The organism is Victivallis vadensis (genome assembly GCF_003096415.1).
Classification (GTDB): Bacteria; Verrucomicrobiota; Lentisphaeria; order Victivallales; family Victivallaceae; genus Victivallis; species Victivallis vadensis.
On record NZ_QEKH01000010.1, the window covers coordinates 1 to 15253 of the forward strand.

Annotated in this window: 11 protein-coding genes; 2 read left to right on the plus strand and 9 right to left on the minus strand. The window is 58.5% G+C overall.

The window, feature by feature from the left end; all coding sequences use genetic code 11:
* Window positions 1-253: 253 nt before the first annotated feature.
* The 4 genes from C8D82_RS07260 to C8D82_RS07275 all read right to left on the minus strand — a co-directional run bounded on the left by C8D82_RS07260 (window position 254) and on the right by C8D82_RS07275 (window position 6186).
* Window positions 254-4276 carry a glycoside hydrolase family 2 protein gene (locus C8D82_RS07260; protein ID WP_187144136.1) on the minus strand — a complete coding sequence of 1341 codons (4023 nt, stop codon included), beginning with the start codon at window positions 4274-4276 and terminating at the stop codon, window positions 254-256.
* A gap of 122 nt (window positions 4277-4398) precedes the next feature.
* Window positions 4399-5013, minus strand: a complete 615-nt coding sequence (locus C8D82_RS07265) for a hypothetical protein (RefSeq protein WP_116883613.1) — start codon at window positions 5011-5013, stop codon at window positions 4399-4401.
* Window positions 5014-5043: 30 nt separating this feature from the next.
* Complete coding sequence (locus tag C8D82_RS07270; protein ID WP_116883614.1) at window positions 5044-5142, minus strand: type II secretion system protein; 99 nt, start codon at window positions 5140-5142, stop codon at window positions 5044-5046.
* An 18-nt stretch (window positions 5143-5160) separates the two neighbouring features.
* A complete protein-coding gene (locus C8D82_RS07275; RefSeq protein WP_116883615.1) occupies window positions 5161-6186 on the minus strand; it encodes a LacI family DNA-binding transcriptional regulator in 1026 nt (341 codons plus the stop codon).
* A 201-nt stretch (window positions 6187-6387) separates the two neighbouring features.
* Here C8D82_RS07275 and C8D82_RS07280 point away from each other — a divergent pair, with 201 nt between their 5' ends.
* Together C8D82_RS07280 and C8D82_RS07285 are read left to right on the plus strand one after the other, a co-directional pair.
* On the plus strand, window positions 6388-7014 hold the full coding sequence (locus C8D82_RS07280; RefSeq protein WP_116883616.1) for an SGNH/GDSL hydrolase family protein: 627 nt from the start codon (window positions 6388-6390) through the stop codon (window positions 7012-7014).
* Window positions 7015-7422: 408 nt separating this feature from the next.
* Window positions 7423-8088 carry an SGNH/GDSL hydrolase family protein gene (locus C8D82_RS07285; RefSeq protein ID WP_116883617.1) on the plus strand — a complete coding sequence of 222 codons (666 nt, stop codon included), beginning with the start codon at window positions 7423-7425 and terminating at the stop codon, window positions 8086-8088.
* Between the two features lie 212 nt (window positions 8089-8300).
* Here C8D82_RS07285 and C8D82_RS07290 read toward each other — a convergent pair whose 3' ends face one another.
* The 5 genes from C8D82_RS07290 to C8D82_RS07310 all read right to left on the minus strand — a co-directional run bounded on the left by C8D82_RS07290 (window position 8301) and on the right by C8D82_RS07310 (window position 15189).
* Complete coding sequence (locus C8D82_RS07290) at window positions 8301-8897, minus strand: chromate transporter (RefSeq protein ID WP_116883618.1); 597 nt, start codon at window positions 8895-8897, stop codon at window positions 8301-8303.
* Window positions 8894-9529: a chromate transporter gene (locus C8D82_RS07295; RefSeq protein WP_116883619.1), complete on the minus strand. Its 636-nt coding sequence runs from the start codon at window positions 9527-9529 to the stop codon at window positions 8894-8896. The genes C8D82_RS07290 and C8D82_RS07295 overlap by 4 nt, the downstream gene beginning before the upstream one ends.
* A gap of 1 nt (window position 9530) precedes the next feature.
* Window positions 9531-10319, minus strand: coding sequence for an alpha/beta hydrolase (locus C8D82_RS07300; RefSeq protein ID WP_116883620.1), 789 nt, complete (start codon window positions 10317-10319; stop codon window positions 9531-9533).
* A 414-nt stretch (window positions 10320-10733) separates the two neighbouring features.
* Window positions 10734-13367: a DNA topoisomerase IV subunit A gene (locus C8D82_RS07305; protein WP_116883621.1), complete on the minus strand. Its 2634-nt coding sequence runs from the start codon at window positions 13365-13367 to the stop codon at window positions 10734-10736.
* Window positions 13360-15189, minus strand: coding sequence for a DNA topoisomerase IV subunit B (locus C8D82_RS07310; protein WP_116883622.1), 1830 nt, complete (start codon window positions 15187-15189; stop codon window positions 13360-13362). The genes C8D82_RS07305 and C8D82_RS07310 overlap by 8 nt, the downstream gene beginning before the upstream one ends.
* Between the last annotated feature and the right edge of the window lie 64 nt (window positions 15190-15253).

Below are 15253 nucleotides of genomic sequence, written 5' to 3' on the forward strand. Positions count from 1 at the left end.
GGGGGGCTACTTTTGAGAATTGGTGTGAAATAGATGAAAATGAGGGGGCGTAATCAGAAAATTACGCCATTTTGAAAATTGTTAGGACAGGTGTGAGTTTCTCCTTTCAATGTAACCGCAACTTTCGCCGATTTCAAGGAGAGGGGCCGCAAGAACAGCCGATTTTGAAACCGCGCCGGATCTCCCGGGCGGCATGTCTTGCGGTTCTCTCACGGGAAGCCCGCCGCCTTAGAGCTTATCCCTAAATAAGCTCTTACTCCAGTGCAATGCTCTGAACCGTAAATTCCTGAGCGGGACGGAGGCGGCTGTCGCCGTCGAAGTTGCGGTAGAAGAAGAACAATTCTCCCCGCAGGTTTCGACTGGAGATATTGCCTGATTTCCGCAGTTCCTTCCCCAGGCGGAGCCGATAGGTATGCCACCGGCCGTCGCCGCGCAGCTTGATTTTCCCCGAATACTGTCCCGACCAGTCCTGCGAGGGCAAAAGCAGTTGAACCGAACCGGACTTCGCGCTCCGGATCCGCAAGACCAGATATTCCGGCGAACGTCCGATTTTTCCGGCATCGAAGGAAAGCATCGCCGCCGGGACATCGCGTTCTTTTGAGGCCGGAAAGACGACTTCCAGTGCAAGTTTCCCCCGGCGCCGGAGCAGGCGGGTTTTGCCGGGAAGGCTGGTGCCGCTCTCCTTCATATCGGAAAAGCCTCTGAATATATCGGGCGCCAGCAGGTCGGCCGCATCCGCCGGCAGCTCCTCGGCCGTCACCCCGATCAGAACCGGCACCGGCTCTTCGGCCGGAATATAATTCACCTTGCCGTCCCGCGCCGCCTGTGCAGAAAGAAAATCGAAGGAAGCGATCGGAACAAAAGGCCGCGGATTTTCCCACTCCATCACGAATGCGCCGACTTCGGCCATGATCGCGGACCGGCAGCGGATTCCCACCTTTGCCTCCGGCAGCTGGGAAACCGCCCACCAGTCGCCGATGTTGGTCTGGCCGCGCAACGGAACATCCACTTTCGTGCCGTCCGAGTAGTTGATCCGGTAGGCTCCGGCCGGACTGTTCGTCTTGCCCCAGCCTGCGGTATGCAGAAAGAAGAGCCGGGAGGCCCGTTTGCCGATTTTGATATCGCGGATTGCCGCCGGAAAACGCGGGCGGGCCGAACCGCGCAATACCAGGCAGGAACGTCCGGAGTTTTCGGCCGGATCAAGAATATCAAAGAGGATGCCGCCCGCCGTCTGCCGTCCGAGCGGAACCGTTCGGAAATCATTGCGTCCCTGGTCGAGCCAGCCGCCTTCGCCGTCATTGTCGACCTCATCGGCGAATCCCCGATTGGCGTATGGAGCCAGGTCGACAGGCGACAGGCGCGATTCGACCGCGGAATATTCGCGGTTCTCCGCTTCGACGAGCGGCCGCGCCTCCGCCCACAATACCGGAGTCGCCGTTGCGTATGCAATCAGGTTGCCGAGGTAGACCGCAGCCGCACTGTCGCTGTTCCGGCAGAGGACCGCATTCAGCTGCGACAGCACAATCCGGCCTTTTCCGCTGGTTCCTTCGACGATCGCGTTGGAGATCAGGTCGGTTTTATTCAGGCCCGGTCCCCGGACGGCGATGGCATTTATGGTATGCGGCGCGAAGGAGCCGCTGACCACATAACCGTGATCCGGGTTGTTCCAGGTATCGAATTCATCCCGCGAAAGCCCCCGGAACACCGGATGGCCGGGGACGACCAGATCAATGAAATTATTTCCCTTGCTGAATACTTTCTGCCCTCCGGGCATGGATGAATCCGGGTTCTTCTGCTCAAGAACCAGAAGTATGCCGCCGCGTTTCCTGACAAGGTCGTCCACTTCCGACGACAATCCGGGATTTACGGTCTGCGGTTCAGGGTATTCCGCCGGCACGATCAGGCAGCCGCCGTCGGGGACCGAGGAGGCGGATGCGACGACCTGATGCGTTATCCCGAAGCCGTTCAGGATATTCCGCAGCTCCGCCACATTGCGGGGAGCCCTGGTGTCGAGTACGCATACCGGCCGGACCGGGTCGATTTTCCGTGCCGATACGGCACGGGGCGCGACGAAAAGATCGAACCAGTTCTGTCCGGCCGTCTCCCCCCGGTCATTCAGGAGCGTCAACCGCAACTGGGCTTTGCCCTGCGGCAGTTCCGGCAAAGTAAGTTCATATGGCGTAACCGCCTTGGCCAACGGTGCAATTTCGGGAATTTCCGTTTCGCCGCAGGGATAACTTGTCCCATCCGGCAGCACGACCGAGAACTTGAGCTTCAGGCCGGCGGCCTTCTCCGGGGTGCCGTTTACGACCGAAAGATTCCACCGGCTGGAATCGCCGGAGAAGAGGTTCTGTGGAAAGAGCCCGTTGTCCGAATGCAGCACCGGCAGCAAAGGCTGCGTCCAGACCGTCGCGACCGGATTGGACTCGAACCAGGGCGCAAATCCGGCATAACGGTCGTCGAGCCGGTAGAGCGTAAAAACCCGTTTGCCGAACCGGGCCTGCGCCCAGGGGCCGAATCCCGGCGCCAGCGCCTGTTCCAGCGGGGCGCAGCCGATGAAGCCGATCCCTTGCGGATCTCCCCAGCTCGGCGAACGGCCCGCATATTGCATATATTGATCGACATCGCCGGGCCGGAATCCCGGTTCGGCCTTGATTCCCCAGCTGAAGCCGACCGTTTCCCAGCTGATCAGGGGATGTGCCAGACGTCCCCGGGGATTGCGTCCGTAAACTTTGCATTCGCCGTCATAGTGGTAATCGGCCCGGTCGCGCCAATGCACCCACGGCTCGTGCAGCGCGGTGTATTCGTGCCGGTCGTGCACATCGGTATCGAGCTTCGCATCGCCGAAGTCGTGCCACTGGGCAGCGCCGGAGAAAGTGCTCACCGGGCGGTTCTGCCAATCGTGCCGCCGCATGAGCCCGACCTGCCGATTCATGAACTCCTGCACTTTCGGGCGGCCGAAGTGGGTCACTTCATTGCCGAGACTCCACATCACCACCGACGGATGGTTGCCGGTGGCGTTCAAAAATTCCAGCAGCTCCGGGAAATTGTTTTTTTCAAACTCATCATTATCGAGAATATTGGTGAAGCACCAGGCCCATTCATTGTAGATCATCATGCCGAGTTCGTCGGCAATTTCGTAACCGGCCGGCAGCAGCGGCATATGCGCGGTGCGCACGATGTTGTAGCCTTCGGCTTTCAACTGCTTCAGATAGTTTTCGATTTGGCGCGGAGCATTCTCCAGGTCACCCGGAGCACCGCCGTAATTACGGGAAGTGATATTCTGGCCGAAAAGGTAAATCGGCTTCCCGTTCAGCAGGAATTTCCCGTCCGCAATCCGGAAGTCGCGGAAGCCGAACCGTTCCGTGGCGCAGGCGAGCGTTTTTCCGCCCGCGTTGACCCGGAAGGTCAGAAAATAAAGATACGGCTGATCCGGCGTCCAGCGGCGGGGTGCGTCAAGAGGAATCTCCAGACGGCCGGAATTCCGGCCGGGCTTCAGCAGCAGCGACAGAGGCGAATTTTCGCCGGTGCATTGCTTCTCGTCACCGCGAATTGCGGGCGAAACCCGTCCGGTCAGTTCTGCTTTCACGGTTTTTCCGGTATGGTTTTCGAGCTCATAGAGGACGATCAACCGGTCGGATTTCAAGTCGGGCGTCAGGCGAAAGCTGCGGATTCTGATTTCCGGTTCAAGCGACAGGGTGACGCTTTGCCATAGCCCTCCCTTGATGTCGCCCGGTCCCCACAACGAACCGTAAGCGTGAGTCGGTTTGTATCTGGAGCCCTCCTTATTGTGCCAGAGTCCGAGGTGGTCCGAAAGAACGCGGAGCGCAAGAACATTGCGTCCCGCCTTGGCGGCGGCGGTTCCGTCAACCTCGAACCCGGTGAAATCGCCATGGTGCGAGCCGATCGGAACGCCGTTCAGGAAAACCTCCGCCCGGTAACCCGCCACATCGAATTTCAGAATGACCCGCCGTTTTTTCAGGTCGTCGGGCGAGAGTTCGAAGCTTGTCCGGTAATACCCCTTTACGAACGGCTTTCCGGCGTCTTTCACATTCGGATATTGCCGGTACCAATCCAGGGGGACCGCGATGGCGTCCCATTGGGAATCGTCGAATTCAGGAGCCGAGAATTTACGGTCAAGCTCCGGCGACTCGGCAAAGGGGGCGTCGGAGGTTTCCAGCCCGGAACACTTCCAGGTTCCATTGAGCGAACGCCGTTCCGCGGCGGCCCGGCCTGCAAAGGCCGGACCATGTGGAATTTCCGAAACGGAAATCACTCCGATCCGATCCGCCGGACGGGGCGGAGGAGCATATGGCTCCATTGCGGACAAAGTCCGCGAAAAGGCACATAACACCCCTAAAAACAACAGACTGCGCATAACAGATATCTTTTCCTCAATCACTGGCGTCCCCAGTAGTTAATATCGCATTCCTGATCATAGGAACTCCGTGTCACGATTCCCGAATTCGCATCCATCGCGGACACATGACCATCCAGCCAGACGACATTGGTCTTCGTGCCGTGACGGAATGCCAGAGTGGACCATCCGCCGCCCTGCTTGAATCCCCAGCCGCCGGTTCCGAGCATCGGGGACCAGTGCTCATCGTCGTTGTAGCGGGGATCGTCCTTCCCGATATATTTGTCCCCGACAAAAACAACCGAGGAGGGCTTTTTGAAATGGCCATATTTGATATACTTATTATAGTCGTTCCTGTTGCCCAAATTCGGGTCTGTCTGAATGCTCAGGTATTGCGCGTTATGACCATAGCCGAATTCATCCCTGATGTTCGGACAGAACATGGGTTTATATTGCCTGGAACTCTCAATATAATAACCGGATGCGTCCGCCGATGTGGGCAGCCCGAGATAAGAGCGTAATTTTCCGGGCCACAGGTTGACGTGCCGCATTTTGTCTTCCGAACTCGACCCGGCATCAGTGGGGGCCATGGTGGGGACGGTGCAGCCCTCAAAATCATCGCCGTATAAAGTTCCGGCAGTACCGATCTGTTTCAAGTTTCCCGAACAACTGATCGCATACGCCTTTTACCGAGCCTGATTCAGGGCGGGCAGCAACATACCGGCCAGAATCGCAATAATCGCAATTACCACCAACAATTCAATTAATGTGAATTTTCTTTCCATAATGATCCTTTCCGACTGCTATTGAGCCTTGGTTGTTTTACGTTGAATCAGTTCCGCAGGAACTTCAAGCCGAACCCGGTAATCCGGCTGTTCAATCAATTTCTGAATGGCTTCGGCCGCAAGGCGGCCGATTTCAAAATCATCGACCACGATGGTGGAGACCCAGCCCTTTTCGCTTTGAAAGCTGTAACAGGAAACCACTTCCAGATTATCCGGCACCCGGTATCCCGCCGCCGCCAATACTCCGATCGCCTCCTCCGCCATCGCATAATTATAGCTTAAAATCGCGGTCGGCGGCAACGGCTGCCGGAAGCGTTCCACCGGTAAATCTTCACATTTCCGGCTGATATCCACCCATTCCAGTTTCAGGTCCGGCCTCTGTTGTTCCATTTCCCGCACCGCAAGATCCATCTGTTCGACCAGAAAGCGCGCCTTGCCGGTTTCGCGTAAATACATGATGCGCCGATGGCCGCGGTCGAGCAGCAATTGCAGCGCCCGCCGGGCGCCTTCGCGCGTCGCGTTGATCACATAGTTGAACGGCGCTTCCGGTTTGCCCGGCAGCGTGACGGCAAACACCACCGGCAGGCCGGCTTCGACCGGCTCGCGCCAGTACTCCTCATCCGGCTGCGCCCCCCAGACCAGCAGTCCGTCGATATCCTGGGAGCGGATCAGCGACATGTATTCCCGGTTCTCCTGAAACTGCTCGTCGTTGAAGATCAGCAGCAGCCGGTATTTGTTTTCTCCCAGCCCTTCTTCGATGCCGCTGATCAGCCGCCGCAGATGGCCGTCCTCGAAAATATGCATTTTCATCTGTCTGTAGGAGGGAACCAGCAGCCCGATGATCCCGGCCCGGTGGCTGAACACCCGGCGCGCATTCGCGTTCGGCACGTATTCCAACTGCCGGGCACACTCCTGTACCCGCTTATGCACCTCCGGCGGAATCGTTTTCGCTTTCTCGTGATTGTTCAAGATCCGCGACACCGTGCTGATCGACACGCCAGCCAGCGCTGCAACATCGCGGATCGAACATTTCTTCAAACTCATATTTTCCTCGCAGAGTTTAACTCGTTATGGAAACACGTTTCCTGCCTATATTATACCAAACTTTCCACTCAATGTCAATATGCGGAACAAAAAAAATTGAAAAAGAATCAAATTCCGATTTTTCCCGGAATCCCATTTGCAAAAACAGAATTTCCGGTCTATAGTTAACTTGTTATCCAACGATGTGAAACAAGAGGTTCCATGATGAAAACCATGCTCCCGGCCGTCGCCGCCGTGCTGTTTTTGCTCGCCGGATGCGCGACCGCCCCCCGATATCAGAAGATGCTCGTCGTGGGCGACAGCCTCACCGCCTGCGCCCCCCTGCCCGCCCTCGGCTGGAATCATGACTGGGGCCTCGCCGCCACCGCTCGCGAAAACGACTTCGTCCACCGGCTCCATGGGCAGCTCAAGAAACACTCCCCCGATCTCCGGCTCGCCGTCGACAGCATCATGTATCAGGACGAAATGACCGGCTGGGTCCACCTGATCCCCTGCGACGCCGACCTCGTCGTGATCCAGCTCTCCGAAAACTATCAGGGCGGCATCTCCCTTGAAGAATACCGTGACGCCTACGCCCAGATGATCGACGAACTCCGCGAAGGCTCCCCCAAAACCATCGTCTGCCTCGGTCCCTGGAAAAATACGCAACTCGAACCCGTGATCGCCGAAGCCGCCAAAAGCCGCAACGCGATTTTCGTCTCCCTGCGTGAAATTTACGACGATCCGGCCAACCACGCCGCCTCGGAAGGCGTTTATCCCAAAGCCGGAGATTTCCCCGGCGACCGCGGCATGGCCGCGATCGCCCGCGCCATTCTCGCGGCGCTGTAGCGCAGCAGGGACTTGCCTCCGGCGGCCGGGGGCGCTTCGCCCCCCGGTCCCCCCGACCGGCAAGGTGCCGGCGCCGGATACGGTTTCGAGCTTTTTGCTGCGCAAAAAGCTCAAAACCGGGGGATTAATAATAGGTAGCGAGAGGTCTGCCAGCAGTATACGCCACCGGGTGCTACCCGGTCGGGGTCAAGGGGCGAAGCGCCCTTGTCGTCGAAGACACTTGTGCGCTACAGCGCCCAGCTACCGGTGCCTGATTGAAAATCAGGCCGCGTAGCGCACAAGGTCTGCAAACCGCAGGGTTGCAGACCCGCCCGCCGCGAAAGCGGCAGGGCTTCCCCAACGGGAATTGGCCTCCGGTAACCGGGGTGAAGTTCCATAACACAACATAACTCAGGAAAGGTAAGAAAGATGAAACGGATTGCACTGCTTTTGACGGCGGTTCTGTTCTGCTGCGGAGCCCGCGCGGAAGAGATTCGCAAGGTGCTGGTGATCGGCAACAGCATTATGAAACACGGGGCGGCTCCGCAGCTCGGCTGGAACACGGACTGGGGCATGGCGGCGACAGCGGAAGAAAAGGATTACGCCCATTTGCTGCACAGGAAGATCAGCGAAACGGCAAAACAGGCCAAAGCGCCGGAACTGCAGCTCGCGCGGATTGCCGATGAGAAACACATGCTCGGCTGGGACAAACTGAAAAACAGCGGAGCCGACGTGATCGTGATTCAGGTTTCGGACAACTACCGGGGCAAACAGACCAGAGAGGTGTTTCAGAAAAACTACGAACAGATGATCCGCGATCTGCGCGGCGACGGAAATCCGATCATCGTCTGCGTGACCAACTGGGGCGGACCGACCAAACTGACGCAGATGATCCGCGAAGCGGCGGCGGCGAACAACGTGCTGTTCGCGGACATCGCCACGCCCGGTGCGCTCCCGGAGAACCGGGCGGGCAGCGAAGGGCACTTCACCAACGGCGGCGTGAACTGGCACCCCGGCGACCGCGGCATGGCGGTCATCGCGGACACGATCTACGCCGCAATCGAACCTGCGCTGAAGCAAAAACTGGCCAGATAAGATATTCCGCGCCGGCACGTTGCCGGTCGTGATCCAACGGCGAAAGCGTTGGCCGTCGGAGACACTTGTGCGCTATGCGCCCAGCTATTGGAGCCTGATGGAAAATCAGGCCGCGTAGCGCACAAGGTCTGCAACCCGCAGGGGGGCAGCCCCGCCAGCCTTCAAAACGGCAGGCTTCCCACGCGAATCGCCTCCGGCGGCCTGATAGATTGTTAGCGGCACAGAAAAGCGCCGAGAATGGCGGAAACCAGCAACAGATACATAAAGGAAATGCGGGTTTTCAGCATGACCACAGTCGTCGCCGCCGCAATCAGCAATGCGGAAATCCGCAGGTGAAAGCCGTGAAAATCCACCGTCGCCCCGGTCAGCCACTGCCAGATGCCATGCCACGGGATATCGGCGGAAAAGACCGACAGCTCCGCGAAGATCACCGCCGCCGACAGGATCAGCCCGAAGGAGGCCGGTTTCATCCCCGCCAGAAAGCCCTGCACCGGAAGGCTCTGTTCGTACCGTTTCAGGAGTTTGATCGCGAGAATCACCAGAATCAGCGCCGGAGTGATGATTCCGGCGGTCGCCAGAATCGAACCGATCACGCCATGCTGGGTGAAGCCGACATAAGTGGCGGTGTTGATTCCGATCGGCCCCGGCGTCGCCTGCGCGATCGAGACCAGGCTGGAAAACTCTTTGGGAGCGAGCGGCTTGCCCGGTCCCACCAGTTCGGCGGTCAGCAGCGGTACAAGCATATAGCCGCCGCCGAAGCAGAGAAGGCCGAATTTGGCGAACACCAGATAGAGCTGCAGAATCGTCATTGCGCCGCTTCCCCTTTCTCCGGATGGATTTTCTTCAGGGCGGAACCAACTCCGACCTTGATCAATCCCGCCGCGATCGCCGCGACGATCAGCCACGCCGGACTGATCCGGAACACCGAAAGCCCGACGAAGCAGCCGATTGCGACGCACCAGCCGAATACGTTCCTGGCCGCCTTTTTGCGCATTTTGAGCGCAGTCACGACCACCATGCCGACGATGCAGGCGATTACGCCGATAAACGCCCCCTGCACATAAGGAGTCTCGATCACGTGCCGGATCGAATCCACCCCCGCCGCGATCAGCATGATGATGACCAGCGACGGCAGCACCGATCCGGCCAGCGCCGAAAGCGCCCCGCTGTATCCGCCGATCCGCCAGCCGACGTAGATCGCGGAATTGCACGCGAGAATGCCCGGCACGGTCTGGGTGATCGTGATCATTTCAACCACGTCGTCGTCGGTCAGCCAGCCGCGGCGGCGGACGAACTCCTCCTGCGCGGCCGCGATGATCGCGTACCCTCCCCCCAGCACCAGGCTGGTGATTTTGATATAGCTCCAGAACAGAATCCAGTTGCGTTTCAGCAGCGATTCCTGCCGGAACGCCTCCAGCGATTGCGGCGGCCGATCAGACATTTCAGCGGTTTTCCAGTAAAAATTTCAGCCCGTATTGGATATGCAGATCCCAGAAGCTCCACTGGTGGGCGCCCGGAGCTTCGAGATATTCGTAGTTCGGGAAGTTCAGCTCCCGCATATGGTCGCGGAAACGCAGGTTATCCTGATACAGGAAATCCTCCGTCCCGCAGACCGTCAGGATGCGCGGCGTCTCCGGCGCGTTCACCGCTTTCGCGGCCAGCTCGAACAGGTCGTTGCCGCGCGGAATCAGGTCTGAAGCCGAACCGAAAATATTGTTCAGTTCCCGGCCCATCGTCTTCCAGTCCGCCGACTCCATCCGCGCCCGGATGTCCGTCACCGACGACAGCCCCACCGCCCCGGCGTACCGGTCCGGGCGGCGCAGCGCCAGCTTCAGCGCCCCGTAGCCGCCCATCGACAGCCCCGCCGCGAACGTATCCTCCCGCCGCGGACTCACCGGAAACAGGTTGCATACGATCTCCGGCAACTCCTCCGACAGCATCGTCCAGTAGCGGTATCCCTCGATCATATCCGTATAGAAGCCGCGCTCCCCATTCGGCATCACCACCGCGACCTCGTACTCCGCCGCATACCGTTCGATCGAACTGCGGCGGCTCCAGATCGTGTGATCGTCGCTCAGGCCGTGCAGCAGATACACCACCGGATAATCCTTCCGGCCCGATCCCGAACTGGCCATTCCGATCTGCGTTTTCACCTTCTGCGGCAGAATCACGTTCATCGCACAGGCCCGGCCCAACACATCCGAATGAAACCCACACTGAATAAATGCCATCTTCTATTCCTTTTCCTTTAGGAAATTCATGTCACAACTGCCGGAATATCCCGTCTTCAAGCCTATGCCCGGCAGACGGGCAACCTTGGAGTGCGGAGATTCATCTCCGCTTTCCAATCGCGCATCCCTCTGCGGAGGCAAGGAACAAATTCAAACTTCCACGCCAATTCCTCAGAAGCTTTCCGGGAAAGCCCTGCCGCATTCGCGGCGGGCGGGTCTTGCGGCCCTTGGCCGCCGACCGGGTGCCACCCGGTGGCGGATACTGCCGATAAAACAAATAAACTTATAGATACTCTCCCCGGTTTTGAATTTTTTGCGTTGCAAAAAATCCAAAACCGTACCCGGCGCCGGCACCTTGCCGGTCGGGGGGGACCGGGGGGCGAAGCGCACCCGGCCGCCGGAGGCTGCCTCCCGTCAGAACCCGAATTCGGGTTGGACGATGCCGAATTCGTCGTCACCGTCCGGCGGCGGAACCTGAATGCGCGGCTCTTTAGGCACAGATGGCGCCGCCGGTTTGTGACGCGGTTTGCGCGGCGGCTCCGGATCGGCGGTCAGCACCAGCGGTTCATCGAAATTCGGCGGCTGTTCGACGCCGAAGTCGACCGGATGAACTTCGGGAGGCGGCAGTTCGGAATGGGGTTTCGCCTCGCCGGCTTTCTTCTTCGGCTTCGCAGGTTCGGGAGCCGCCACTTCTTTTTCCATCACGACAGTGGCGCCGTCGGCGGTATCCCACGGCGGAGCATCCTCCGTCACTTCCGGGACTTTTTTTGAGGGTGCCTGAGCGGATTTTTCCACAGTTTCCGTTATTTTCGCCGTCACTTCCGACGCCGGTTTCTCAATTTTTTTCACAGGTTCGGAAAGCTCCGGCGGATCGACCGGTTCGGCAGCCTGCGGCACCGCAGCGGTTTCACCGGAAGCCGTCCCGGCATTTCCGTTTCCGCCGCCGTTCGCCGACTCGTCGTTTTCATCCGTTATTTCGTCGTCACTTTCCGTTTTCAAGCTCAATGCAGCCAATTCCTCCGGCGTCAAATAACGGTTATGGGTGATTTTGACGATCGGTTTGGAGGAGATCAGAATGCCGCGCGCCTTCGGGGAGCGGGCGGGCAGTTCCATCAAATTGAGTTCAGTCTGCTGTTGCTTGCCGCGCGCTCCGGCGACAGTCAGCATATAGACGGCATCGGCGCGGGGAGTCAGAAGTTCCAGCTTGCAGCCGACCGGACAGAGATTGTACTCCTTGTCCAGAATAAAACCGCCGATGGCGGTGCGCTTGCCGTAATATTTGCCGCTCTTGGTTTCCCGGTAGATCACGCCGAATTCGGTCGCCGCGTCGTACTTGCGGAAATCGTAGAGCTTGCCGATGAAAAGCTTCTCCGGCGGCAGCGCGATCACTTTGTACGAACCGGATTTTTCCACACACAGAAAGCGGTCGAATTCGTTGCAGGCAAGAATGTCGTCGCTCTTGATCGAAGTGCCGACGTAACCGTTCTTGCGGTCCCAGCCGACCTTGATGTTGTTCAAAGCGGCCTCGCGGCGGTCAATCTTCTCGAAATGCTCGATCTCGGTGCGGCGCGGGAAATCTTTGCCGTATTTGTCGAGCAGTTTCCGCAGGTAGTTGATCGCGTACTTCTTCAGCGAACCGAGATTCTTTTTGATCTCCTCCATTTTGGCAAGAACCTCGGCCAGTTCGCGCTGGTTCTTCTCGATGTCGAAACGGCTGATCCGGCGCACCGGCAGCGCGAGCAGCTTGTCGATATCCTGATCGGTCACGTCGCGGCGGAGCAGGTGGCGGAACGGAGCCAGCCCGGCATGCACCTCGGTATATTCCTCCTTTTCGCTCTTGCACTCCTCGATCTTCTTGTAGATGCGGTTCTCGAAGAAAATCTGGGCCAGCGTCTTGGCGTGGAACAGGTCCTCCTGCTTGGCGAGGTCGATTTCCAATTCGCGCTTCAGGTATTCCAGCAGCTTGTCGGCGTTGCGGCGCAACACTTCGGAGACGCTCATCTGCACCGGGCGGTTTTCACGGATCACGGTCATATTCACCGAGATCGACACCGAGCAGTCGGTGTACATGTAAAGCCCCTGCATCGTCTTTTCCGGATCGTAGCCGCGGGTCGGCACCACCTTGATTTCCACCTTGTCGGTGGTGTAGTCATTCACGCTCGAAATCTTGATTTTGTTCTTTTCGGCGGCTTTTTCGATCGATGCGACCAGTGTTTCGGTGGAGGTGGTCGCCGGAATTTCACGGATGATCAGGTCGCGGCCGACGATTTCGATCTTCGCGCGCAGCGTGATCTTGCCGTTGCCGTCGTTGTACTCGCGCACATCCATCAGCCCGCCCTGCTGGAAATCGGGATAAAGCTCGAACTCCTCTCCCCGCAGCACCGCGATTTCGGCTTCGAGCAACTCGTTGAAGTTGTGCGGCATGATCTTGGTCGCCATGCCGACCGCGATGCCGTCGCTGCCCAGCATCAGCAGAGACGGGACCTTCGCCGGCAGCGTTACCGGCTCCACGCCGCGCCCGTCGTAGGTGTCGACGAACTCGGTGATGTCGTTGTTGAACAGCACCTCATGGCCGAGCGGCGAAAGGCTGCACTCGATGTAACGCCCCGCCGCAGCCGGGCTGCCGGTCAGGATGTTGCCGAAATTGCCCTGCCGGGTGATGTAATACTCCTTGTTGGCCAGCACCACCAGCGCATCCTCGATCGAAGCGTTGCCGTGCGGATGATAGTGCATGGTGTTGCCGACCACGTTCGCGACCTTGTGGGTGCGTCCGTCGTAGACCTGATAGAGCGCCCAGAGCACACGGCGCTGCACCGGCTTCAGTCCGTCGTCCACATCGGGAATCGCGCGGTCCTTGATCACATAGCTGGCGTATTCAAGGAAGTTCCGGTCCATCATGGTCCGGAAATAGTCGTTATTGCCGCGGTAGCGCTCGGCGGCAACGCTGTTCGGATCGCCGTTTTCCGCCGTATCGTCGTTTTCGGAAACGACTTCGGCGTCGAGCGGAACCGGCGCGTCCAATTCGTTCTTTTCCGGTTCGTCACTCATATTTGTGCACTTCCAGGTTGTTCATGATGTATTCGCGCCGTTTCGGAGTGTTGTTGCCCATGAAGAAGCCGAGCAGTTCCGGCACGTTGCGCATGTTTTCAAGGGTGACCGGCTGCAGTTTGATGTCCTCGCCGATGAACTGGCCGAACTCCTTCGGCGAAATTTCGCCAAGCCCCTTGAACCGGGTGATCTCCGCCTTTTTGCCCAGCTTCGCGGCGGCCGCGTCACGTTCGGCGTCGCTGTAACAGTAAACCGGCTTCTCTTTCGGCTTCTGCACGCGGAAAAGCGGCGTTTCCAGCACATACAAGTGGCCGGAGAGCACCAGCTGCTCGAAGAAGCACAGGAAATAGGTGATCAGCAGATTGCGGATGTGCAGTCCGTCCACGTCGGCGTCGGTCGCGATCACCACCTTGTCGTAGCGGAGGTTTTCGATATCGTCCTCAATGCCGAGCGCCTGCATCAGGAAAGTCAGTTCTTCATTGCTGTAGATTTTGTCGAACTTCTCGCCGTAGCAGTTCATCGGCTTGCCGCGCAGTGCGAAGATCGCCTGACTGTTCACATCGCGGCAGACCTCCAGCGACCCCGCCGCCGAATCGCCCTCGGTCAGGAAGATCATCGTATCGGATTTTTCCAGGTTGCGCGGCCATTTGTCGCCGATGTGGAACTTGCAGTCCTTCAGCTTCGGAATGCGCAACCGCGTCTTCTGCTGGGTTTCGCGCCCCTTCTTCTTCACTTCCTGAATCTGGCGGTGCATCTGCTCATTGCGGGCGACCTTGTCGAGCAGTATTTCGGAGACGTCCTTATTTTTATGCAGATAGTCCACGATCGCGTCGCGCACCGCCGCGACGATCGGCCCGCGCACGTCGGTATTGCCGAGCTTGTTCTTGGTCTGGGATTCAAAGACCGGGTCCTTGATCTTGATCGCGACCGCGCCGATCATGCCGTCGCGGATTTCGTCGGCCTTGTAGTTCTTGCCCGAAAACTCGTTGATTCCCTTGAGCACCCCTTCCTTGAATGCGGAGAGATGGGTGCCGCCGTCGTTGGTGTACTGGCCGTTCACGAAACTGAAACTGGTTTCGCCGTAATTGTCGCTGTGGGTCAGCGCGAATTCGATGGTCTTGGAACGGTACGCGATCACATTGTAGAGCCGTTCCTCGCCGGTTTCGGATTCGAGCAGGTCCTGCAGGCCGTTGGCGGAGAGATAGCGCTGGCCGTTGAAATAGAGCGCGAGGCCGCTGTTCAGATACGCGTACATCCAGAGCCGTTTTTCAATATACTCCAGCTTGAACGCATAATTCGGAAACAGCGTCGGATCGGGGATGAAACGGACGAACGTGCCGTTCTTCTCGCCGCACTCTCCCTCGTTTTCACCGGTCAGCACACCGCGCTCGAAGGTCGCTTCGTGAAATCTGCCGTCGCGGACGGCCCGGACCAGGAAGAATTCCGAAAGCGCGTTGACCGCCTTGGTGCCGACGCCGTTGAGTCCGATCGAAAACTTGAACACATCGTCGTTGTACTTGCCGCCGGTGTTCATCACGGAGACGCATTCGACGACCTTGTCGAGCGGAATGCCGCGGCCGTAGTCGCGGATGGTCACTTCATTCCCCTCGATGGAAAGCTCGACCCGCTTGCCGTGGCCCATGATGAATTCGTCGATGCTGTTATCGATGATCTCCTTGATCAGGATATAGATACCGTCGTCCGGATGCGAACCGTCGCCCATGCGGCCGATATACATACCGGGCCGGAGCCTGATGTGCTCCAGAGCGGACAAGGTTTTGATGGCGCTGCCGTCATAAGCGACGCTGTTTTCTTCCGGCATAACAAAAAGCTCCGAACGCTGGTACAATTACATGGACAGATTAGGAAATGTACCATTTTTTTGC

Excerpts from the sequence above, each read along its gene's own strand:
- C8D82_RS07270 (WP_116883614.1), bottom strand. The coding sequence starts at position 5,142 with ATGGAAAGAAAATTCACATTAATTGAATTGTTGGTGGTAATTGCGATT.
- C8D82_RS07275 (WP_116883615.1), bottom strand. The coding sequence starts at position 6,186 with ATGAGTTTGAAGAAATGTTCGATCCGCGATGTTGCAGCGCTGGCTGGC.
- C8D82_RS07280 (WP_116883616.1), top strand. The coding sequence starts at position 6,388 with ATGATGAAAACCATGCTCCCGGCCGTCGCCGCCGTGCTGTTTTTGCTC.
- C8D82_RS07285 (WP_116883617.1), top strand. The coding sequence starts at position 7,423 with ATGAAACGGATTGCACTGCTTTTGACGGCGGTTCTGTTCTGCTGCGGA.
- C8D82_RS07290 (WP_116883618.1), bottom strand. The coding sequence starts at position 8,897 with ATGACGATTCTGCAGCTCTATCTGGTGTTCGCCAAATTCGGCCTTCTC.
- C8D82_RS07295 (WP_116883619.1), bottom strand. The coding sequence starts at position 9,529 with ATGTCTGATCGGCCGCCGCAATCGCTGGAGGCGTTCCGGCAGGAATCG.
- C8D82_RS07300 (WP_116883620.1), bottom strand. The coding sequence starts at position 10,319 with ATGGCATTTATTCAGTGTGGGTTTCATTCGGATGTGTTGGGCCGGGCC.
- C8D82_RS07305 (WP_116883621.1), bottom strand. The coding sequence starts at position 13,367 with ATGAGTGACGAACCGGAAAAGAACGAATTGGACGCGCCGGTTCCGCTC.
- C8D82_RS07310 (WP_116883622.1), bottom strand. The coding sequence starts at position 15,189 with ATGCCGGAAGAAAACAGCGTCGCTTATGACGGCAGCGCCATCAAAACC.